General features: G+C 63.9%; 19 protein-coding genes. 8 read left to right on the top strand and 11 right to left on the bottom strand.

The genetic code is table 11. From position 1 onward, the window contains the following. Positions 1–17 precede the first annotated feature (17 nt). Positions 18–1,238, bottom strand: a complete 1,221-nt coding sequence (locus FJW10_RS24700; protein ID WP_140902010.1) for an alanine racemase — start codon at positions 1,236–1,238, stop codon at positions 18–20. Positions 1,239–1,452: 214 nt separating this feature from the next. Here FJW10_RS24700 and FJW10_RS24695 point away from each other — a divergent pair, with 214 nt between their 5' ends. After that, positions 1,453–2,373, top strand: a complete 921-nt coding sequence (locus FJW10_RS24695) for a DMT family transporter (protein ID WP_140902009.1) — start codon at positions 1,453–1,455, stop codon at positions 2,371–2,373. 370 nt (positions 2,374–2,743) lie between these two features. Here the strand turns inward: FJW10_RS24695 and metF are convergent, their stop codons facing one another. Together metF and FJW10_RS24685 are read right to left on the bottom strand one after the other, a co-directional pair. Continuing rightward, positions 2,744–3,661 (bottom strand): methylenetetrahydrofolate reductase [NAD(P)H], encoded by a 918-nt coding sequence (gene metF / locus FJW10_RS24690; protein ID WP_140902008.1) that lies wholly within the window; start codon positions 3,659–3,661, stop codon positions 2,744–2,746. Continuing rightward, positions 3,661–4,668, bottom strand: coding sequence for a metalloregulator ArsR/SmtB family transcription factor (locus FJW10_RS24685; protein ID WP_140647576.1), 1,008 nt, complete (start codon positions 4,666–4,668; stop codon positions 3,661–3,663). Before FJW10_RS24685 ends, metF begins: the two co-directional genes overlap by 1 nt. Positions 4,669–4,807: 139 nt before the next feature. Here FJW10_RS24685 and tsaA point away from each other — a divergent pair, with 139 nt between their 5' ends. The 3 genes from tsaA to FJW10_RS24670 all read left to right on the top strand — a co-directional run bounded on the left by tsaA (position 4,808) and on the right by FJW10_RS24670 (position 6,610). Beyond that, on the top strand, positions 4,808–5,314 hold the full coding sequence (tsaA, locus tag FJW10_RS24680; protein ID WP_140902007.1) for a tRNA (N6-threonylcarbamoyladenosine(37)-N6)-methyltransferase TrmO: 507 nt from the start codon (positions 4,808–4,810) through the stop codon (positions 5,312–5,314). Continuing rightward, positions 5,311–5,625, top strand: a complete 315-nt coding sequence (locus FJW10_RS24675) for a DUF2293 domain-containing protein (RefSeq protein ID WP_140828934.1) — start codon at positions 5,311–5,313, stop codon at positions 5,623–5,625. Before tsaA ends, FJW10_RS24675 begins: the two co-directional genes overlap by 4 nt. Positions 5,626–5,770: 145 nt before the next feature. After that, a complete protein-coding gene (locus FJW10_RS24670; protein ID WP_140902006.1) occupies positions 5,771–6,610 on the top strand; it encodes an SDR family oxidoreductase in 840 nt (279 codons plus the stop codon). Positions 6,611–6,779: 169 nt separating this feature from the next. Here FJW10_RS24670 and FJW10_RS24665 read toward each other — a convergent pair whose 3' ends face one another. Beyond that, the gene (locus FJW10_RS24665) at positions 6,780–7,409 is read right to left on the bottom strand and encodes an MOSC domain-containing protein (protein ID WP_140902005.1); all 630 of its coding nucleotides are present in this window, start codon (positions 7,407–7,409) and stop codon (positions 6,780–6,782) included. A gap of 181 nt (positions 7,410–7,590) precedes the next feature. Between FJW10_RS24665 and FJW10_RS24660 the strand changes: the two genes are divergently transcribed. Next, positions 7,591–8,157, top strand: coding sequence for an isoprenylcysteine carboxylmethyltransferase family protein (locus FJW10_RS24660; RefSeq protein WP_140902004.1), 567 nt, complete (start codon positions 7,591–7,593; stop codon positions 8,155–8,157). Positions 8,158–8,300: 143 nt separating this feature from the next. Here the strand turns inward: FJW10_RS24660 and FJW10_RS24655 are convergent, their stop codons facing one another. From FJW10_RS24655 to FJW10_RS24630, 5 genes are all read right to left on the bottom strand, one after another. After that, positions 8,301–9,422, bottom strand: a complete 1,122-nt coding sequence (locus tag FJW10_RS24655) for a beta-ketoacyl-ACP synthase III (RefSeq protein WP_140902003.1) — start codon at positions 9,420–9,422, stop codon at positions 8,301–8,303. Positions 9,423–9,545: 123 nt separating this feature from the next. Continuing rightward, positions 9,546–9,881 carry a hypothetical protein gene (locus tag FJW10_RS24650; protein ID WP_140902002.1) on the bottom strand — a complete coding sequence of 112 codons (336 nt, stop codon included), beginning with the start codon at positions 9,879–9,881 and terminating at the stop codon, positions 9,546–9,548. A gap of 111 nt (positions 9,882–9,992) precedes the next feature. Beyond that, entirely contained in the window at positions 9,993–10,760 is a 768-nt protein-coding gene (gene tam / locus FJW10_RS24645) for a trans-aconitate 2-methyltransferase (protein WP_140902001.1), read from the bottom strand. A 40-nt stretch (positions 10,761–10,800) separates the two neighbouring features. Then, complete coding sequence (gene ettA / locus FJW10_RS24640; RefSeq protein WP_140902000.1) at positions 10,801–12,450, bottom strand: energy-dependent translational throttle protein EttA; 1,650 nt, start codon at positions 12,448–12,450, stop codon at positions 10,801–10,803. Positions 12,451–12,860: 410 nt separating this feature from the next. After that, the gene (locus FJW10_RS24630) at positions 12,861–13,874 is read right to left on the bottom strand and encodes a ribonuclease (RefSeq protein WP_140901999.1); all 1,014 of its coding nucleotides are present in this window, start codon (positions 13,872–13,874) and stop codon (positions 12,861–12,863) included. 246 nt (positions 13,875–14,120) lie between these two features. On the opposite strand from FJW10_RS24630, the gene FJW10_RS24625 reads away from it, so the two are divergent. The 3 genes from FJW10_RS24625 to FJW10_RS24615 all read left to right on the top strand — a co-directional run bounded on the left by FJW10_RS24625 (position 14,121) and on the right by FJW10_RS24615 (position 17,953). Beyond that, a complete protein-coding gene (locus tag FJW10_RS24625; RefSeq protein ID WP_140901998.1) occupies positions 14,121–15,053 on the top strand; it encodes an alpha/beta hydrolase in 933 nt (310 codons plus the stop codon). An 81-nt stretch (positions 15,054–15,134) separates the two neighbouring features. Beyond that, positions 15,135–16,307, top strand: coding sequence for a CaiB/BaiF CoA-transferase family protein (locus tag FJW10_RS24620; RefSeq protein ID WP_140901997.1), 1,173 nt, complete (start codon positions 15,135–15,137; stop codon positions 16,305–16,307). Continuing rightward, positions 16,304–17,953, top strand: a complete 1,650-nt coding sequence (locus tag FJW10_RS24615) for a thiamine pyrophosphate-binding protein (RefSeq protein WP_140901996.1) — start codon at positions 16,304–16,306, stop codon at positions 17,951–17,953. Before FJW10_RS24620 ends, FJW10_RS24615 begins: the two co-directional genes overlap by 4 nt. 67 nt (positions 17,954–18,020) lie before the next feature. On the opposite strand, the gene FJW10_RS24610 is transcribed toward FJW10_RS24615, so the two are convergent. Beyond that, on the bottom strand, positions 18,021–18,458 hold the full coding sequence (locus FJW10_RS24610) for a CHRD domain-containing protein (protein WP_140901995.1): 438 nt from the start codon (positions 18,456–18,458) through the stop codon (positions 18,021–18,023). A gap of 166 nt (positions 18,459–18,624) precedes the next feature. Beyond that, a complete protein-coding gene (locus FJW10_RS24605; RefSeq protein WP_140828914.1) occupies positions 18,625–19,596 on the bottom strand; it encodes an ABC transporter substrate-binding protein in 972 nt (323 codons plus the stop codon). Between the last annotated feature and the right edge of the window lie 26 nt (positions 19,597–19,622).

Here is a 19,622-nt window from a genome sequence, read left to right as displayed (position 1 = left end):
TCACTATTCACTATTCACTAATCCGCCATCGTCTCCAGACTGGCAAAGCCCTGCGGCGCGTCGCCTTCGTCGAACGGCGTCGTCACCTCGACGAAAGTGTCGGGGTAAAAGCCGTTGAAACGCGTCCTGAGCGACAGCGAGTAGGCGCCGATATGGCCGATCTCGATCCAGTCGCCGGTGTCGACTGTTTCCGGCAGCCAGAATGGCCTGGACAGGATGTCGACGGAATCGCAGGTCGCGCCGCAGACCTTGAACGGCACGATGGTGTTTTCGTCGCCATTGCGCGTGCGGATCGCCGGATCGGGGATGAAGCGGGCCGGCAGCGTGATCTTGCCGGTCCATGAATCCGACAGCGAGGCCCAGATGCCATCGTTGATGTAGAGCCGCTTGCCCTTGCGCAACAGCACCCGCACGATCAGCGACAGGCAGCGCGCCACGATCACGCGGCCGGGCTCGGCCACCAGCGGCATCTGGTCGAACTGATACTCTTTCAGGTCGCCGGCAAGCCGCGACATCAGTTGGCCGAGCGACGGCATCTCGACCTGCTTGCGATTGGGATCGTGGCCGTATTCGGCGGGAAAACCGCCGCCCACATCGAGCCCGGCAATGTCGAAGGTCAAGCGGTTGCGCACCCAGTCGGCCGAGGCGAGCGCCCGTTCATAGGTATCGGGATCCTCGATCTGGCTGCCGACATGGAAGCAGAGCCCCACCTTGTAGCCGGTGCGGTTCAGCCGCTCGGCAAGCTCGATCGCGTTGGCCGGCCCGGCGCCGAATTTCTTCGACAATTCGTAGGCCGCATGGCCCTTGGTCTGGATGCGCACGAAGACGGTGATGGCGCCCGGATCGATATCGAGCGCCCGCACAACGCGCGTCAGCTTGGTGATCTCGTCCTCATGGTCGAGCGAGATCACCCGGATGCCGTACTTTTCCAGCGCCAGCTTGATGTCCGACTGCGCCTTGACCGGATGCATGTAGAGCATCTCGGCATCCGCCGAGACCGCGCGCACGGCGGCGAACTCGCCCGGCGAAGCGACGTCGAAAGTGCTGACGCCGGCCTCGACCAATGTCTTCAGCACGATCTGCTCGCCATTGGTCTTCACCGCATAAGCGGTCTTGCCGGGGAACATCCCCATGAACTGCAAGGCATCCGCCTTCAGCACCTGCGGGCGGAAACAGTAGACCGGGTCGTCCGGACGAAGCGTCAGTGCCGCCTCACGGGCATTTTCGAATCGCTGCATGGACGAATCCTCAGGTCTGGAGCGCGCACAATTAATCCTAGCTAGCCGCCAAAGAAAACAGTTCTGTGTCTCGCCATACCGCGCGGCCGGCCGCACTTCTTGCCAACGCTAAACCACCGGTCAGGTTTCGGGTGGCTCTTGCCGCCGAACCCGATAACGGTTGTTGAGATGTCTGACGGGCTGAGATTGCGATTGGCTCCGGGAGGAACAGGACATGTCGACTACGGCCGGCGCCGCGCCGACGCGCGGACCGATGGCGCTCAAGGATTGGGCGCAGCTTCTCCTGCTCGGCGCGATCTGGGGCGGTTCGTTCTTCTTTGCCCGCATTGCAGTGTCGGAAATCCACCCGCTGGCGCTGGTGCTCTTCCGCGTCGCCATCGCCGCGGCAGCACTTCATCTCTATCTGGCGATCCGCGGCCCTTCGTTCCGGCTCGCCTTCCCGCATACCGGCCTGTTCTTTCTGCTGGCGCTCACCAACAATGTCATACCGTTCTCGCTGATTTTCGCCGGCCAGACGCAACTCGGCGCCGGCGTCGCCTCGGTGCTCAACGCGACGACGCCGTTCTGGACGCTGATCCTGGCCAACGCGCTCACCACCGACGAGAAGCTGTCCTTGAACAAGCTGGCCGGCATCGCTCTCGGTGTCGCCGGCACTGCGGTGATGATCGGACCTGGCCTGCTTGCCGGGCTCGGCGGACCGGTCTGGGCCAAGTTCGCATTGATCGGCGCTTCGCTCTCCTACGCCGTCGCCCTGATGATCGCGCGCCGCTTCAAGGGCATTCCTTCGCCCGTCATCGCCACCGGGCAGTTGACCGCATCGACCATCATCATGACCCCCATCGTGCTGATTGCCTATGGTCCGGCGGGGTTGTTCTCGGCCTCGCCACCCGTCTGGGCCGCGGTGCTGGGCCTGGCGCTGCTGTCCACCGCCTTCGCCTACATCCTCTATTTCAACCTCGTCGCCTCGGCCGGCGCCACCAATGCCTCGCTGGTCACCCTCGTCGTGCCGGTCAGCGCGGTGCTGCTCGGCTTCCTGTTCCTCGGCGAGCGGCTGGCGCTGTTCGAGGTCGGCGGCATGACGCTGATCGGACTCGGCCTCATCACCATCGATGGGCGATTGTTCGGCAAATGGTAGCGGTATCATGCCACACCGCCGCCACAATTTATTCACAACCCCTGAGCCGGTTTTTGCCGAAGAGTTTCAACGGCTAATGGCAAATTCCCGGTCGCAAATTCCACAATCATGTCGCATTGCAGCACGTTTTCCGCTTGCCTGTGGCACAAATGACCCTAGACTCCTGCCATAGCTCTGAAGAGGAGGCTATGGCATGGGACTGACGAGGCCGATCAACGCTTTGATGATTTGTGCCGCATTCGCATTCATCGGTGCCCTTATCATAGGCGTTCTTCCCTGACCCGCCAAAGCCGGGAAGACCAGCACCGAGAATAGTCCAAACAGTTCGAAAAGGCCGGGTTCTACCCGGCCTTTTCCGTTTCCGCCGGGCTCAAGCCGCGGCCGAACCGGCCGCCTCCGCCTCATGCGAGCGGATGCCGATCATGTGGCAGACGGCAAAGACGAGATCGGCACGGTTCATCGTGTAGAAATGGAAATCGCCAACGCCGCGCTCGACAAGGTCGAGCACCTGTTCGGCCGCCACGGCCGAAGCCACCAGCGCGTGCGTCTGCGGGTCGTTCTCCAGCCCTTCGAAGCGCTCGGCGAGCCATGCCGGCACCAGCGCCCCGCAACGCGACGAGAAATTGGCGACCTGGGTGAAATTGTGCACCGGCAGGATGCCCGGCACGATCGGGATATAGATGCCGGCGCGGCGCGCCCGCTCGACATAGCGCTCGTAAAGATCGTTGTCGAAGAAGAACTGGGTGATCGCCCGCGTCGCGCCATTGTCGACCTTGCGCTTCAGCATGTCGATGTCGGTGGCGAAGTCAGGGCTTTCCGGATGCTTCTCCGGATAGGCCGACACCGAGATGTCGAAATCGCCGACGCTCTTCAGCGCACCGACCAGTTCGGCGCCATTGGCGTAGCCGTCGGAATGCGGACGGTAGCTTGTCCCCACACCGGCCGCCGGATCGCCGCGCAGCGCCACGAAGCGTTTGACGCCCATGTCGGCGAACTCGCGGATGACCGTGTCGACCTGATCGCGGGCGGCATCGACGCAGGTCATATGCGCCGCGGGCGTCAGCGACGTCTCGTTGAGGATGCGCTTGACCGTGCGCGCCGTGCGCTCGCGAGTCGAGCCGCCGGCGCCATAGGTCACCGAGACGAATTTGGGCTTGAGCGGCTCCAGCCTTGTGACCGTGTCCCAGAGCCTCGCTTCCATCTCGTCGGTTTTCGGCGGGAAGAATTCGAACGAGACCCTGACCTTGTCGCCGATGTCGGGACGGCGGGAAAAGCGGAACTGGTTCATCAGGCTGTTTCCCTTACTGGCAAGGAATCGTTGGATGGATCGGCGATCAGCAGCCGGCGGTCCCGGCCGAGCCAGAGCTTGACGGTGAGCCTTGCCTCGTTGCCGCCACGCGGCTCGAATTCCTGGCTGTCCTCGAGGTCGAGGCCGGCCTCCCCGAACCATTCCGAAATCTGCCGGTCGGAAAAGCCGAGCCGCATGTGAGCGTGCTGGTCGCGCAGGAATTCAAGCGCGTGTGGCGCGAAGTCGACGACGATCAGTCGGCCTGATGGCCGCAGCAGCCTCGCCGCTTCGGCGATCGCCCGGGCCGGATCGTCGAGATAGTGCAGCACCTGATGGATGGTGACGAGGTCGAAGGCGTTGCGCTCGACCGGCGGCGAGAAGATATCGCCCTGGCGCACCTGTGCATTGGCGATACCGGCCTTGTCGAGATTGGCGCGCGCCACGGTCAGCATCTCGCGCGACATGTCGATGCCGACGCCGCGCCGGTAGAGCGGCGCAAAGATTTCGAGCAGCCGGCCGGTGCCGGTGCCGAGATCGAGCATCGACTGGAACGGCCGCTTGCCGACAAGCTTGATGAGCGCCGCTTCCACCGCCCGGTCCGGCACATGCAGCGAGCGGATGTGATCCCAGCTCGCGGCATTCTCGGAGAAATATTCGGCGGCCCGGTCCTGCCTTTTGCGCTTCACCGCCGCCAAACGCTCGAGATCGCGCACCACCTGCGGATCGGCCTCTCTTATGGCCGAGACCAGACGCTGTACGAAATCGCGCGAATTATCCGTATCGGTCAGCCTGAAGAAGGCCCAGGACCCTTCCTGGTAGCGGCCGATCAGCCCGGCATCGAGCAGCAGCTTCAGATGACGCGAGACCCGCGGCTGCGACTGTCCAAGGATCTCCGTGAGGTCGGAGACGGTAAGATCGCCGCGCGAAAGCAGCACCAGGATGCGCAGCCGGCTGGATTCGGCCGCCGCCTTCAATGTATCTACCATTGTGTCGAGCGAGACATGCATGAGCGGGTTCTCGTTGAAAGATATAAAGATATGTTTATGTCGATTTTAAAACCCTGGCAAGCGCTATGTCGCTTCCGGACAAGAAAATGGCGCAGCCGCGATCCGCGCCGAGCAAGCGGTTCTTCCGGGGATAAACAGGATGTTTGAGACGCGCCAAGGTGAAACGCTTCTTGCGGCCGACCCGGCGCAACTGCGGCCGGACGGCCATGTCGTCTTCATCGGCCGCATTGTCTCGCCCTGGGCGGTCCGCGAGGAGTGCCCGAAGAACATGCGCGCCGCCCGGGAAACCGGGCGGGCCGCGACGATACTGATCGACGAGCCCTACCGCCCGGGGCTGCAAAACCTGGAACGCGCCAGCCACATCGTCATCTTGTCCTGGCTCCAGCACGCGCCGCGGAATCTGATTGTGCAGAAACCCCGCCATGCCGCTGAACCGAAAGGCGTTTTCTCGCTGCGCTCCCCTGCCCGGCCGAACCCTGTCGGCCTGCATGTGGCCAAGCTCGTCGCTTTCGACATCGAGGCCGGCCGGCTTGAGATCGATGCCATCGATGTGCTCGACGGCACGCCGGTCATCGACATCAAGCCCTACTACGCGTCGACCGACGCATTTCCCGAGGCGACCATCGCCGGGCGCGACGAGAAATGAGCGCTCCCACCGGCCGCCGCCGCGCCATCGCCAAGGCGCTGACCGCGCTCTTGCCGCTTGCGCCCTATGCCGACATGGAAAAGATCCGCGCCGACGCCGGTTCCGTGCACATGAAGACCCTGCCGCCGACGATCGCGGTGTGGCTGGCGACCATCGCCCATGTCCGCCATGTCCATACCGACTACGAGAAGTTGCTGGCCGAGGGCTATGACCGGGATTCGGCGCGCTTCTTCGTGATCGGGCGGACCAATGAGGTGCTTACCCACTGGCGGGCGACACGGTTGCTCGAGGAAGACGACGAGGACGAATAGGCGCCTGGGCCCTCTACGCCGCATCCCGCCAATTAATTCGGGTGCCGCCTCTGGAAAAACGGCGGCGGCGCCGTACATGGAATAAACGGAGATTCCTCCGTTTATTCCTCCGAATTCATCGCCCTCTGGGCAAGGACAGCGCATCATGACTGATAAGGTTTGGTTCATCACCGGATCGTCGAAGGGTTTCGGCCGCGTCTGGGCCGAGGCCGCGCTCGCCCGTGGCGACCACGTCGCCGCCACCGCCCGCGATGCCGGCACGCTTGCCGGTCTCGTCGAGAAATATGGCGGCAACGTCGCCGCCATTGAGCTCGACGTCACCGACAAACAAGCGGTCGACGCCGCGATTTCCGAAGCGCACAAGCGTTTCGGTCGGCTCGACGTCGTCATCAACAATGCAGGCTACGGCCATTTCGGCGCCATCGAGGAAGTCACCGAGCAGGAAGCGCGCGACCAGATCGAGACCAACGTCTTCGGCGCGCTTTGGGTGACGCAAGCCGCGCTGCCCATCATGCGGGCGCAGCGTTCCGGCCACATCATCCAGATATCCTCGATCGGCGGCGTCAACGCCTTCGCCTCGATCGGCCTTTACCACGCCTCGAAATGGGCGCTGGAAGCCTTCAGTCAGTCGCTCAGCCTCGAAGTCGCGGAGTTCGGCATCCATGTGACCCTGGTTGAGCCTGGCGGTTTCTCGACGGACTGGGCGGGGCCGTCGGCCAAGGTCTCCAAGCCGCTGGATGTCTATGAGCCGGTTCGCGCGGCGATGGCCGAGCGCCGCAGCCGTTCCGCGGCCGGCGATCCGCAGGCGACCGGCCCGGCGATGCTGGCGATCGTCGATGCCGCCGAGCCGCCGCTCAGGGTCTTCTTCGGCGATGGCGGCCTGCCGATGATCAGGCAGGAATACGCCAGCCGCATCGCCACCTGGGAAAAGTGGGACCATGTCTCGGTGATGGCCCAGGGCGCCAACAAGAACCGGAAGAGCTAACACTCTTTGGCGGTACCTAAGCCCGCCGAGGGATGTTGAGATTCAGGTCAGGGCGAGTCGAGAACGGTGGGTTCCGAGAACCGGACGGAGCGTGCGTTTGGGCACGTGAGTACCGGAAGCGCAGGAAACTGCCGTTCGCAGGCCGACCTCACCTGAATATCAGCATGCCTCAAGCCGGGTAAATCCACTGCTCCGGCACCCGCACCGAGATCTCCTCGCCGGCCCTGATGACGCCCGGCTTCTCGACCCAGGCGACAAGGCCGCGCAGCCGTTTCGCCTCCTTGGGAAAGAGCAGCGAGGTGGCATTGTGATCCGCGGCGCCGACATGCTCGGCGATCGACTGTCCGGCAACGCGGCAGGGCTTATTCTGCCCGTCGACCTTGATCGTCACCCCACCCTTGAAGAACAGCAACGAGCCGGCCGGCAGCATCGAAAGCTGCGGCACGCCTTCGACCAGGAGGTTGGCGCCGATCCACTCCGGCTTGATCTCATCGAGCCCCATGCGCTGGGCGACGATGGCAAGCTCGTCCGCGGCGACGAGCGACAATTGCCGCTCGTTGCGCATCTCGGTGCCTCGCGGGTACCAGGGCTCGCGTCCGCCGGAACGCCGCGTCGTTCCGGCATGGAAGTCGCCCGCGATGCCGTCGAAGCCGAGCCGCAACGCCTCGACCGCCCTCGTTTCGAAATGATCGTGCGGAGCGGCATAGAGCGCCGCTGCCTTTGCCGTCAGCTTGCGGCCCGGCGCGATGTCGACCGCCGGTTCCGCTACGGGAAAAAGTTCCAGGTTCGTTTCCTGCATGCCATTGGTCTAATGGTGCCGAAGAATGCGGTCCAGTCGAAAGCGCTGATGATCCGATCACGCCACTTGATGGCGATCACGACCTTCTTACCATAAATCCCCTTTCGTCGGGCGTCCCAGGCCGCAATGCTGCCGCGACGGCTGCATAGACGGTCACGCGCGCAATCGGGAAGGTTCGATCATGCAGGTTGGACAAGCTGTCGCCGCACTCTGGCTGTTCTGGCTGGTGTCCTGGCTTCTTGCCGCCTCCTGGGCCGACCCCGCGCAAAAGCGCGCGGATATCAAGTCGGAGGCACGCTACCGGGTCCTTTGGCTGGCCGGCACCGTCCTCTTGTTCGTGCCGGCGCACGGCTATGTCGGTCGGCCGCGGCTCTGGATGCCGACGCTCACCGAAGCCTGGATCTGCGTCGCCCTGATCGCCATCGGCATCGCTTTCGCCTGGTGGGCCCGGCTGCATCTCGGCCGCTTGTGGTCGGCCAACGTCACCGCCAAGGCCGATCATCGGGTGATCGATACCGGCCCCTATGGCCTCGTCCGTCACCCGATCTACACCGGCCTAATGCTTTCGGTCCTTGCCACCATGGCGGTCAAGGGCACGGTCTGGGGCATAGCCGGCGCCGCCCTGCTCCTCGTGGGCGTCGTCGTCAAGGCGAGGCTGGAAGAGAGCTTCCTGCGGCGCGAGCTCGGCCCCGCTTATGACGAGTACGCCAGGCGCGTGCCGATGCTGGTACCGTTCGCGCCGGCCTGAAGGATGTGCTGACATTCAGATGAGCCCGGTCTGCAAACAACGGGTTCCTGCGCTTCCGGTGCTCACGTACTTTAAGTACGCTCCGCTCCGGTTCTCGAAACCCGATGTTTTCGACTCGGCCTGATCTGAATTTCAACACATCCTCAAAGCATGCGCAACAGCGCGCCGCCGATCGAATAGCCGGCGCCGAAAGCGCAGATCAGGCCGAAATCGCCGGCCTTCATGTCGGCATGGTTCTCCGACAGCGCCACGATCGCGCCGGCGCCAGCCGTGTTGCCGAGCCGCTCCAAGACCATCGGCGCGCGGTCATGGTCGACGTCGTGGCCGAAGGACAATTTCAGGATCATCGCATTCATGCGCGCATTGGCTTGGTGCAGCCAGAAGCGCCGAATGCCCTCCGGCGTCAGCCCGTGCTCGGCCAGGAATTCGACGATGAATTTCTGGCCGGCGACGGTGACTTCCTTGAACACCTTGTTGCCGACCTGCTTGATGAGGTTGCCTTCCAGGTTGATCGTGTAGGGATCGTCCTGGGCCGTGCGGGTATGGTAACCGAGATTGGTGCGGATGTTGTTCGACATCTGCGTCCAGGTGCGCGTGTCGAGCACCTCGAAACGCCCCGGCCGCTTTTCGCCCTGCGCCAGTCCCTCGACGACCATGGCGACCGAGGCGTCGCCGAAGATGAAATGCGTCTGCCGGTCGCGGAAGTTGAGATGGCCGGTGATGATTTCGGGCGTCGACACCAGGATGCGCTTGTGCGCCCCCGCTCTCACCAGGTTGACGGCGACATGCAGCGCCGCAGCGGCGGAAGAGCAGCCAAGCCCCATGTCGAAGCCGGCGCCTTTGGTGCCAAGCGCCTCCTGCATCTCGATGGCGATGGCCGGATAGGGCCGCTGGTGATGCGAGGCCGAGCAGATCACCAGGTCGATGTCCGATCCGTCGACCCCGGCATGGGCAAGCGCCTTCCTGGCCGAGGCGATGCCGAACTCCGCCTCCAATGACAGCGCGTCGTCCGGCCGTGCCGGAATGCGCGGCGACATGCGGGTCGGATCGAGGATGCCCTCGCGCTCGACGACATGGCGGCTCTTCACACCCGAGGCGTGCACGATGAAGTCGCTGTCCGATTTCTGCAAAAGCGGCTCGCCGGTGTCGGCGCGGCGCGCATTCTCGGTGTCGACCCAGCTGTTGAAGCTTTCGACCAGCTCTTCATTGGTGATGACGGGTTCAGGGATTTCGGCGCCGATGCCGCTGATGATGACGCGATGCATGTCCAATCCATCCGAGGCCCGGGCGTGACGGGCTTTGATGTGGGCGCGGAAATGGCCCGGCGCAACCCTTGTCGCATTTGCCCGGTTTATGCCAGCTTAAATCACGGGCTTCCCGGTAGGCGTTCACCAGGCGCAGACCTTGGTGTTGGTCTGCGGATTGTTCCAGCAGGCGCCGTCGTCGCGGCTGCGCACGAACTGCCCGGGCAGCGATCGGTTGCGGCTGCCGAACCTGGCATAGCCGAAGGCAAAGCCCGGTTGGTCGATTTCAAGCGTGATCGTGGGATAGCCCGGTGCCGAGACGCGGAAGCTGCCTTTGCCGTCCAAGGCCTTGTAGTTGCACGGATAATAGCCGTCATCCGTGGTGAAGCAGCGTGCCGGCTTGGCCTTGGCGGCGATGGAAAAAGAAATCAGCGCGGTCATGCACAGGCCGCATGCGAGACCCGTCTTGCCCAATGTCATCGCTCACCCCCTGCCCCGTGGTCCTTCCCTGTGGGATAGTCGACCATCGTCCAGACGGATGAAATGCGCATGACGGCGCGAACCGGTCAAGCGCCTCGGAAGCGGGGGAACCTAGACGCGTTTGGCGACGATGAATATCCGCGGGAAGCGCAGAAGCACCTTGCCGTTCGCCGTCTTTGGATAGGCCTTGGCGATCTTGGCGGTATAGCTGTCAAGGAACAGGTTCTTCTCATCCGCATCGAGCGGATCGAGGAAGGGCTTCAGGCCGGTCGCCTTGACCCATTCGACGATCGCCTCGGCATCGGCCAGCGGATGGTTGTAGACGGTGTGCCAGATGTCGAGACGGTCGGCGAGCGGCGACAGAAGATCGTAGTAGAAGGACACTGGCGGCAGTGGCCCGCGCGCGGCGCCCTTGAGCTTGGCCGCAAACGGCACTTCCGCAGCGGTTTCGCGCATCAGCTGGTGCGAGGCTTCGCCGAGATTGTCCGGCATCTGAACGGCCAGGGCGCCGCCCGGCGCCAATAGCCCCATCAGCCGCTGGAACACCGCCGGATGTTCCGGCAGCCACTGGAAGACGGCATTGGCGAAGATGACGTCGACGGGATGCTCAGGCTGCCACTTGGCCGCGTCCGCCAGCTCGAAATTGACATTCGGCAGCCGCGCCCGCGCCTCCTCGATCATGTCGGGCGAGGTGTCGAAGCCGCTGACCTCAGCATCCGGCCAGCGCTCGACCAGAAGCTCGGTCGAGTTGCCCGGCCCACAACCGATATCGACGACGCGGCGCGGAAAATCGACCGGGACTTGCGCCGCCAGATCCCGCGCGGGCCGCGTGCGCTCATCCTCGAACTTCAGATACTGGACGGCGGACCAGTCGGTCATGTGAGAACCTCGCCCTGTTCGCCGCCCCTGCAGACTGATGCTACCGCGTCAGCCGCTTGTGCGTCATGCGGTGCGGGGCCGCCGCTTCGGCGCCCAGGCGACGCAGCTTATCCTTCTCATATTCCTCGAAATTGCCTTCGAACCATTCGACATGCGCGTTGCCTTCGAAGGCCAGCATGTGAGTGGCCATACGGTCGAGGAACATGCGATCGTGGCTGATGATGACGGCGCAACCGGCATAGGCTTCGAGCGCGTCTTCCAGCGCGCCCAGCGTTTCGGTGTCGAGGTCGTTGGTCGGCTCGTCGAGCAGAAGCACGTTGCCGCCGCCCTTCAGCATCTTGGCCAGGTGGACGCGGTTGCGCTGACCGCCGGAGAGGTTGCCGACCTTCTGCTGTTGGTCGCCGCCGCGGAAGTTGAAGGACGAGCAATAGGCGCGGCTGTTGATCTCGTGCTTGCCGAGCTTGATGATTTCGGCGCCGCCGGAAATTTCTTCCCATACGGTTTTGTTGCCATCGAGCGCATCGCGGCTCTGGTCGACATAGCCGAGCTTGACCGTCTCGCCGATGCGCACGGTGCCCGCATCCGGCTTTTCCTGGCCGGTGAAGGTCTTGAACAGCGTCGTCTTGCCGGCGCCGTTCGGGCCGATGACACCGACGATGCCCCCCGGCGGCAGCCTGAACGACAGGTTCTCGATCAAAAGCTCGTCGCCGAAGCCCTTGTTGAGGCCTTCGACCTCGATGACGACGTTGCCGAGACGCTCGCTCGACGGAATGACGATCTGCGTGTCGGTCGGCTTGCGGTTCTGCGACTGCTCGACCAACTCCTCATAGGCCTTGATACGCGCCTTGGACTTGGTCTGACGCGCCTTGGGCGAGGACTGGATCCACTCGCGCTCGCGCCAGATCGACTTCTGGCGAGCGTCGTCCTCGCGGCCTTCCTGGATCAGGCGCTTGGCCTTGGCGTCGAGATATTTGGTGTAGTTGCCCTCGTAGGGAATGCCGCGGCCGCGATCGAGTTCGAGGATCCAGCCGGTCACGTTGTCCAGGAAGTAGCGGTCGTGGGTGATGATCAGCACCGAGCCCGGATAGTCGCGCAGGTGCTTTTCCAGCCACGCCGTGGTCTCTGCGTCGAGATGGTTGGTCGGTTCGTCGAGCAGCAGCAGATCCGGCTGGCGCAACAGAAGCTGGCAAAGCGCGACGCGGCGGCGCTCGCCGCCTGAAAGGTTCGTCACCTCGGAATCGCCTGGCGGGCACTGCAGCGCGTCCATCGCCATCTCGACCTGCTGCTCGAGGTCCCACAGGTTCAGGCGATCCATCTCGTCCTGGAGCTTGGCCGACTCATCGGCCGTCTCGTCGGAATAGTTCATCATCAGTTCGTTGTAGCGCTCGATGATAGCCGTCTTCCTGGCGACGCCTTCCATGACGTTTTCCATCACGGTCTTGTTCGGATCGAGTTGCGGCTCCTGAGGGAGATAGCCGACGGTTGCGCCCTCGGCCAGCCACGCCTCGCCCTGGAACTCTTTGTCGAGCCCGGCCATGATGCGCAGGATCGTCGACTTGCCCGAGCCGTTGGGGCCGAGAATGCCGATCTTGGCGTCCGGATAGAAGGACAGGTGAACGTTATCGAGCACCTTCTTGGTGCCATAGGCCTTCGACAGGCCTGACATGTGATAGATGAACTGGCGAGCCACGCGCGCTTTCCCTGGAACTGAAGTGTCAAGGTGGATGGGGGTTGCGCGCTATGTAGGCGATGAAGCGCCGAACGGCAATCGCTTTCGGCACGCCGGCGGCCAAACGGTGCGGATTCGCCGGTTTGCGCCCCCGACTCCGCCCACGGCTTTTCGCCGCCGCCGGCCGTAGCGTGAAATCAGTGGTTAACCATTCGCGTTCAAAACGTCTCCACCGTCGGCGAGACGACGCGCTGCCTCGCCGACATCTTCGCGCTGGCCGACCAGCGCCTCTACAAGGTCAAGCTTAGCGGCCGCGACCGCGTGGGTCGGCGAGCCCGGCAGCGAGGCGATCATCCTGCAGGCGGCCCCCAGATCAGCCTGACAGGGTCGGGCTGACAAAAGAACGGCCTGATCAAGGAATTAATTGCCGCCTACTGAAAGCCGATCGCGTCGACCGTGCCCTTCGGGCAGCCAGCCTTGGCCGTCGGCGCGGACGCCATCAGGAGATCGGCGAGCTTGCTGTCCGGGCCAACCGGGCCGGACAAGCCGAGCGTGATCTCGCCGATCAGGCGCCGGCCGCTCGACGGGTCGACCAGGCAGGACACGCGCACGCGGTCGCCTGCGCCGGGACCGAAGGCTTCGTTGAAGGCCCCGCGGATCTGGTCCGAGGTCAATTGCTTGCCGATGTTCTTGTTGAAGAGGTCGCGCACCGTCGAGGCGTTCACCGCCCGCATCAGGTTCAGCGCGTCTGAGAAATAGTCCTGCGGGCTCTTGCCGTAGCAGGTGCCATGCTTGATCCATTCGTGGCGCTCGAGCCTGGAAGCCGTGCCCGGCATCACCTGGTCGAGTTCGGCACGCGTCTTTGCGTCGAGATCGACCGGCGGCAGGTCTGCCCAATGCGACGGATTGTCATTGGCCTTGTCGCCCGCCGAGACCTGGCAATAGAAATTGCCGTTCGGCTGCGGCCACAGCCCATGCAACGTGAAGTGCGAGGCGTCGAACTCGCTCGGGTTCTGCGCCTTGCATTCGGGCTTGCTTGCCTTGGTCTCGCAGAAAGCCGGCTGCCAGCTCAGCGCAAAGACATATTCGGGTTTTTCGGAGGCAGACGATGACGGCTTAGTCTGGCCGGCAGGCGCCGGCGTGACCGACGCGCCGCCGCCGGTGACATGGCCGCAGCTGATCTTCACCCAGCGCCGCTCGGGATCGGCACCCGGCACCTGGATGAGGTAGTGCGTGGGCTCGTCCTTGTTGCCGGCAAGCAGCTCGTAGCTCTTGCCGGCCTCGGTCGAGACATTGCCGGGGTTCTTGCCACTCTTGATGGCCTGCGTCGCTGGACAGCCGCTGTCGGCCACGAAGGTGCCGCTCATCTTGACGTCGGCATGCGCCGTGCCGGCACCGGCCAGCGTCGTCAGCACCATCGAACCCCACAATGCCCAAACCCGCATCCCGCTCTCCCGGCGATCATTGAACCGTATTGGATTCGTCACACTAGAACAGCCGGCGTGTCAGAATTGCGATCTTTTTCACCGCGCGAAAAAACAATCCCCAGCTGAGCGCTTCCGTCGGCGTATTCGCAAGTGCCCTGAGTGCCTCTGCGAGATGACGGATTGCCGGCGTAGCATCTCGGCAAGCGCGCTCATCCTCTTGACGCCGGCAAACGCCTCGCCCAACAGTCGCCGAGGGAGCGAGACATGCCATTCGAGAGACAGACCAGGCTGGCTTCACCGACCGGGGCCGACCTCAACCTTTATGTGAAAGAAGCCGCCGGAAATCCGCGCGCCGTGATCCAGATCAACCATGGCCTGGCCGAGCACGCGGCGCGTTACGCCCGCTTTGCCGATTTCCTGGGGCCACGCGGATTCCACGTCTATGCCCATGACCATCGCGGCCATGGCGCGACGAAGGCGCCCGACGCGCCGCTCGGCAAATTCGCCGACGGCGACGGCATCGCCAAGGTGATCGCCGACGTCGATGCCGTTCACGACCTGATCGCGGCCGAGCATCCCGGCTTGCCGGTCATCATCTTCGGCCATTCGCTCGGCGCATCTATCGCGCTGAACTTTGTCCTGCGCCACTCCGAGCGTGTCCATGCCGCAGCGATCTGGAACGGCAATTTCTCGCAGGGCCTGCTCGGTCAGCTGGCGTTGGGCATCCTCGGCTGGGAGCGGATGCGGCTGGGCTCCGACGTGCCGTCTCGGCTTTTGCCCAAGCTCACCTTCCAGGCCTGGGGCAAGGCGGTGCCCGGCCACCGGACTTTGTTCGACTGGCTGTCGCGCGACCCGGTCGAGGTCGACAAATATGTCGCCGATCCGCTCTGCGGCTGGGATGCGTCGGTCTCGATGTGGCGCGATGTGGTCACCATGGCGCTTCATGGCGGCAAGGACCAGAGCTTTGCCGGCGTCCGGCGCGATCTCTTCGTCAACCTTGTCGGCGGCGAGAAGGACCCCGCGTCGGACTACGGCAAGGCCGTCAATCACCTGGCAAAGCGCATGCGGGCATTGGGCTTTTCGAATCTGGTTTCAAAGGTTTATCCGGAAACCCGCCATGAAAGCCTGAACGAGATCAACCGCGACTCCGTCATGAATGATTTCGCCGCTTGGGCCGACGGCGTGCTGAAATCCTGATCCGGCGTGGCCTATCGTATGGGTCGTGACACGGCCGGTGCGTGTTGCTAGAGCCTGCGTTTCGTTAGAACACGGTGATCCATGACCGCCCCTCCGCTGAAAGGCATCCGCGTTATCGAACTTGCCCGCATCCTGGCCGGCCCCTGGGCCGGGCAATTGCTGGCCGATCTCGGCGCCGATGTCATCAAGGTCGAAAGTCCGGATGGCGGCGACGATACCCGCAAATGGGGTCCGCCTTTCGTCATGAGCCATGACGGCGAGAACCTTTCGGCCGCCTATTACCATGCCTGCAACCGCGGCAAGCGTTCCATCGCCGTCGATTTCTCCAAGCCCGAGGGTGCCGAGACGCTGCGCAGGCTGATCGCCACGGCCGACGTGCTGATCGAAAACTTCAAGCTCGGCGGCCTGAAGAAATACGGCCTCGACTACGAAAGCCTGAAGGCGATCAATCCGCGGCTTGTCTATTGCTCGATCACAGGCTTCGGCCAGAATGGACCCTATGCGCCCCGCGCGGGTTACGATTTCATCATCCAGGCCATGGCCGGCATGATGTCGATCACCGGCGAGCCCGGCCGCGAGCCGCAGAAGGCCGGCGTCGCCATCTCGGATCTCTTCACCGGCCTCTATTCCGTGGTCGCCATCCAGGCCGCACTTCGCCATGCCGAAAAGACCGGCGAGGGCCAGCATGTCGACATGGCGCTCTACGACAGCCAGATTTCGGCGCTCGGCAACCAGAACCTCAACTATCTGGTCTCGGGCAAGTCGCCGGTGCAGATGGGCAATGCGCATATGAACATCGCCCCCTACGAAGTCCTGCCGGTGAGGGACGGCCACATCATCCTCGCGGTCGGCAATGACGGGCAGTTCGGCAAGTTCTGCGCCGCCGTCGGCATCGCCGACCTGCCCGCCAATCCGGATTTCGCCACCAACCCTGCCCGCGTCGCCAACCGCGTGAAGCTGCGCGAGCGGATCGTCGAGACGCTGGCGGCGTTCGATCGCGATCCGTTGCTGGCGAAGCTGGAAGCCGCCGGCGTGCCGGCGAGCCCGATCAACACGATCGGGCAGATGTTCGCCGATCCGCAGACCATCGCGCGCGGCATGCGGCTCGACCTCGACGACGGCCACGGCAATCGCCTGCCCTCGGTGCGCGCGCCGATGGTGATGTCGGGCACGCCGCTCGTCTATGAGCGCCCTTCGCCGCGCCTTGGCGAGCACACGGACGAAATCCTTGCCGAATTGGAGAGAGCAAAATGAAGACAGGCGGACAACTGATCGTCGAGGCGCTCGAAGCGAACGGCACCGACCGCATCTTCTGCGTTCCGGGCGAATCCTATCTCGCGGTGCTCGACGCGCTGCATGACTCTTCGATCCGCACCATCGTCTGCCGCCAGGAAGGGGGCGCCGCGATGATGGCCGACTGCCAGGGTCGGCTGACCGGCAAGCCCGGCATCTGCTTCGTCACCCGCGGCCCCGGCGCCACCAATGCCTCGGCCGGCATCCATATCGCCATGCAGGATTCGGTGCCGCTGATCCTGTTCATCGGCCAGGTCGCCAGCCACGCCAAGGAGCGCGAGGCATTCCAGGAGGTCGACTACAAGCGCTTCTTTGGCGACATCGCCAAATGGGTGGTCGAGATCGACGATGCCGCGCGCATTCCGGAATTCGTCACCCGCGCCTTCGCGGTCGCGACCTCCGGCCGCCCGGGCCCTGTGGTCATCTCGCTGCCGGAAGACATGCTGACCAGCGAGGTCGAGGCTCCGGAAGCCCTGCCGCACACGCCTGTCGAGACGCGTCCAGGCGAGGCCGAGCTCGATGCGCTGGAGATGTTGCTGAGCAATGCCAAGCGTCCTTTCGTCATTCTGGGCGGCACGCGCTGGAACGAGGAAGCCGTGGCGCATATGCGCACGATCGCCGAGACCTGGTCGCTGCCGGTCGGCTGCTCCTTCCGCCGCCAGATGCTGTTCGACCATCTCCATCCGAACTACGCCGGCGATGTCGGCATCGGCATCAATCCGAAGCTGGCGGAGCGGATCAAGCAGGCCGATGTCGTGCTCTTACTCGGCGGCCGCCTGGGCGAGATGCCGTCTTCCGACTACACGCTGCTGAAGAGCCCCTACCCGGACCAGGCGCTGGTGCATATCCATGCCGATGCCGGCGAGCTCGGCCGCGTCTACCGGCCGACAGTGGCGATCAACGCTTCGCCCGCCGCCTTCGTCGAGGCTTTCGCCAAGCGCAGGCCAACGGCCAAGCCCACCTGGGCGGCCGAAACGGAAAACGCGCACGCCGCCTATCTCGAATGGTCGACGCCGCCCCAGACCGGCCCTGGCCCAGTCCAGATTGGCCCGATCATGGACTATCTGGGAAAGGTCCTGCCGGAGGATGCCATCCTCACCAACGGCGCCGGCAACTACGCCACCTGGGTGCATCGCTTCTACCGCTCCCGCCGCTTCGGCACGCAGGCGGCGCCCACGTCCGGCTCGATGGGCTACGGCACGCCGGCGGCCGTTGCCGCCAAGTCGCTTTTTCCGGATCGCACCGTGGTTGCCTTCGCCGGCGACGGCTGCTTCCTGATGAACGGCCAGGAGTTCGCGACGGCTGTCCAGTATGACCTGCCGATCATCGTGATCGTCGTCAACAACGGCATTTACGGCACGATCCGCATGCATCAGGAGCGGGAGTATCCAAGCCGTGTCGTCGCCACCGAGCTCAAGAACCCGGACTTCGCTGCGCTGGCCCGCGCCTATGGCGGCCATGGCGAAACGGTCGAAAAGACCGCCGACTTCGCGCCCGCCTTCGAGCGCGCGCGCGCCAGCGGCAAGCCGGCGATCGTCGAGATCAAGCTCGATCCCGAGGCGATCACGCCGACCCGCACGCTGACGCAAATCCGTGAGAAGGCTTGAGCGTCGACAAAGGCATAGGCAGAGCTCCTTGCGCCGACGTCCGAATTGATCGCGATCCTATCGGGCGCTACATTGCCTTCTCGATCTGGCCGCGGATCTCGCCGTCCTTGTTCTTGGCGGTGTGGACGTTGACGTAGTATTTGCCGGCCTCGAGGTCGGCTGCCTGCGCGTCGGTCAGCGTCGCCGACCCCTTGATCGGGCTTTTCAGCTTCTTGAACGGGATCACCGGATCCGCGTTCGCGCCCATGTCTGCCGGTCCGTGGATGTGGGCGGCCACGGCAGGCCCGCTGAGGCCGGAATATTTGACGTTCCAGCTGAGCTTCTTGCTTGTGCTGTCGAAGGTGAATGTGGCGGTTCCCTTGCCCTTGGTGGTCACGGGCGGGCTCTGTTGGCCGCCGTCGAGCGTCGCCTTGAACTTTATCGTCTCGGCCATGGCCGGCGATGCGAGGAGAAAGGCGGTCGAGACGGCTAAAGCCGAGAGCATCGGCACGGATAGGATGCGCATGAGAACCTCCGTTGGTTGCAGCATCCTACACGGCTCCCCGGCGCGCGGATGCATCGATGCAACGGTTGGGTGCCCGGATGTATCCCGGCACACAATTATTTTACCGCGACCCAAGAAAAAGGGGCGGTCGCCCGCCCCTTTCCAGCTTCCGCGTCGAGAACGGAGCTTACTTGATCGCCTTGTCGGTGATCGCGGTCGTGTAGGCGCCGCTCGCCTCCTTGCTGATGATCTTCTGGTCGAGCAGCGCCTTGGCGGTGCGCTCGTAAGCGGCCGGGATCAGCTTGCCGTCGGCATTGTCGATCAGCTTGGCCACTTCCTTCATCATGAACTTCTGGTGGTTCTCGTCCTGGCCGCCGGCATCGACGACGATTCCGGCCGCCTCGTCGGTGTTCTCCGTGGCGTATTTCCAACCCTTCATCGAGGCGCGCACGAAGCGCACCATCTTGTCCTCGAAGGCCGGATCCTTGAGCTTCTCCTCGAGCGTATAGAGCCCGTCCTCCAACAGGTCGTTGCCCATGGCGGAGTAGTTGAAGACGGTGAGGTCTTCCGGCTTGTAGCCGGCATCCAGCACCTGGCCGTATTCGTTATAGGTCATCACCGAGATGCAGTCGGCCTGCTTCTGGATCAGCGGCTGCACGTCGAAGCTCTGCTTGAGCACGGTGACGCCGTCAGGGCCGCCATCGGTCTTGAGGCCGATCTTGTTCATCCAGGCGTAGAACGGATATTCGTTGCCGAAGAACCAGACGCCGAGCGTGTGGCCCTTGAAGTCGGCTTCCGTCTTGATCGGTCCGTCCTTGGGGCAGACCAGTTCCATGCCCGCCTTCTTGAACGGCTGGGCGATGTTGACGAGCATCACGCCCTTGTCGCGGGCGGCGAGCGCCCCGCCCATCCAGTCGACGATGACGTCGGCGCCGCCGCCGGCGATCACCTGCTCGGGCGCGATGTCGGGACCGCCCGGCTTGATGTCGACGTCGAGGCCTTCGGCGTCATAGAAGCCCTTGGCCTTGGCGACATAGTAGCCGGCGAACTGGGCCTGCGTTACCCATTTCAATTGCAGTGTCACCTTGTCGGCGGCCATCGCCTGGAAGGCGGCCAGCGACATGGCGCCGGCCAAAGCAGAAATCAGCAGTCTTTTCATGTTATTACCCTCTGAAGTTAGTACCC

The sequence above is a fragment of the Mesorhizobium sp. B4-1-1 genome, assembly GCF_006439375.1.
Classification (GTDB): Bacteria; Pseudomonadota; Alphaproteobacteria; order Rhizobiales; family Rhizobiaceae; genus Mesorhizobium.
The sequence above is the reverse complement of the archived record's forward strand: the minus strand, read 5'-3'. Positions and strand labels throughout refer to the sequence as shown.

Coding starts and splice junctions, on each gene's coding strand:
- FJW10_RS24665 (WP_140902005.1), bottom strand. CDS start 7,409: ATGCAGGAAACGAACCTGGAACTTTTTCCCGTAGCGGAACCGGCGGTC.
- FJW10_RS24695 (WP_140902009.1), top strand. CDS start 1,453: ATGTCGACTACGGCCGGCGCCGCGCCGACGCGCGGACCGATGGCGCTC.
- FJW10_RS24650 (WP_140902002.1), bottom strand. CDS start 9,881: ATGACATTGGGCAAGACGGGTCTCGCATGCGGCCTGTGCATGACCGCG.
- FJW10_RS24605 (WP_140828914.1), bottom strand. CDS start 19,596: ATGAAAAGACTGCTGATTTCTGCTTTGGCCGGCGCCATGTCGCTGGCC.
- FJW10_RS24625 (WP_140901998.1), top strand. CDS start 14,121: ATGCCATTCGAGAGACAGACCAGGCTGGCTTCACCGACCGGGGCCGAC.
- FJW10_RS24615 (WP_140901996.1), top strand. CDS start 16,304: ATGAAGACAGGCGGACAACTGATCGTCGAGGCGCTCGAAGCGAACGGC.
- tam (WP_140902001.1), bottom strand. CDS start 10,760: ATGACCGACTGGTCCGCCGTCCAGTATCTGAAGTTCGAGGATGAGCGC.
- FJW10_RS24655 (WP_140902003.1), bottom strand. CDS start 9,422: ATGCATCGCGTCATCATCAGCGGCATCGGCGCCGAAATCCCTGAACCC.
- FJW10_RS24620 (WP_140901997.1), top strand. CDS start 15,135: ATGACCGCCCCTCCGCTGAAAGGCATCCGCGTTATCGAACTTGCCCGC.
- FJW10_RS24675 (WP_140828934.1), top strand. CDS start 5,311: ATGAGCGCTCCCACCGGCCGCCGCCGCGCCATCGCCAAGGCGCTGACC.
- FJW10_RS24630 (WP_140901999.1), bottom strand. CDS start 13,874: ATGCGGGTTTGGGCATTGTGGGGTTCGATGGTGCTGACGACGCTGGCC.
- FJW10_RS24670 (WP_140902006.1), top strand. CDS start 5,771: ATGACTGATAAGGTTTGGTTCATCACCGGATCGTCGAAGGGTTTCGGC.
- metF (WP_140902008.1), bottom strand. CDS start 3,661: ATGAACCAGTTCCGCTTTTCCCGCCGTCCCGACATCGGCGACAAGGTC.
- FJW10_RS24685 (WP_140647576.1), bottom strand. CDS start 4,668: ATGCATGTCTCGCTCGACACAATGGTAGATACATTGAAGGCGGCGGCC.
- FJW10_RS24610 (WP_140901995.1), bottom strand. CDS start 18,458: ATGCGCATCCTATCCGTGCCGATGCTCTCGGCTTTAGCCGTCTCGACC.
- FJW10_RS24700 (WP_140902010.1), bottom strand. CDS start 1,238: ATGCAGCGATTCGAAAATGCCCGTGAGGCGGCACTGACGCTTCGTCCG.
- tsaA (WP_140902007.1), top strand. CDS start 4,808: ATGTTTGAGACGCGCCAAGGTGAAACGCTTCTTGCGGCCGACCCGGCG.
- FJW10_RS24660 (WP_140902004.1), top strand. CDS start 7,591: ATGCAGGTTGGACAAGCTGTCGCCGCACTCTGGCTGTTCTGGCTGGTG.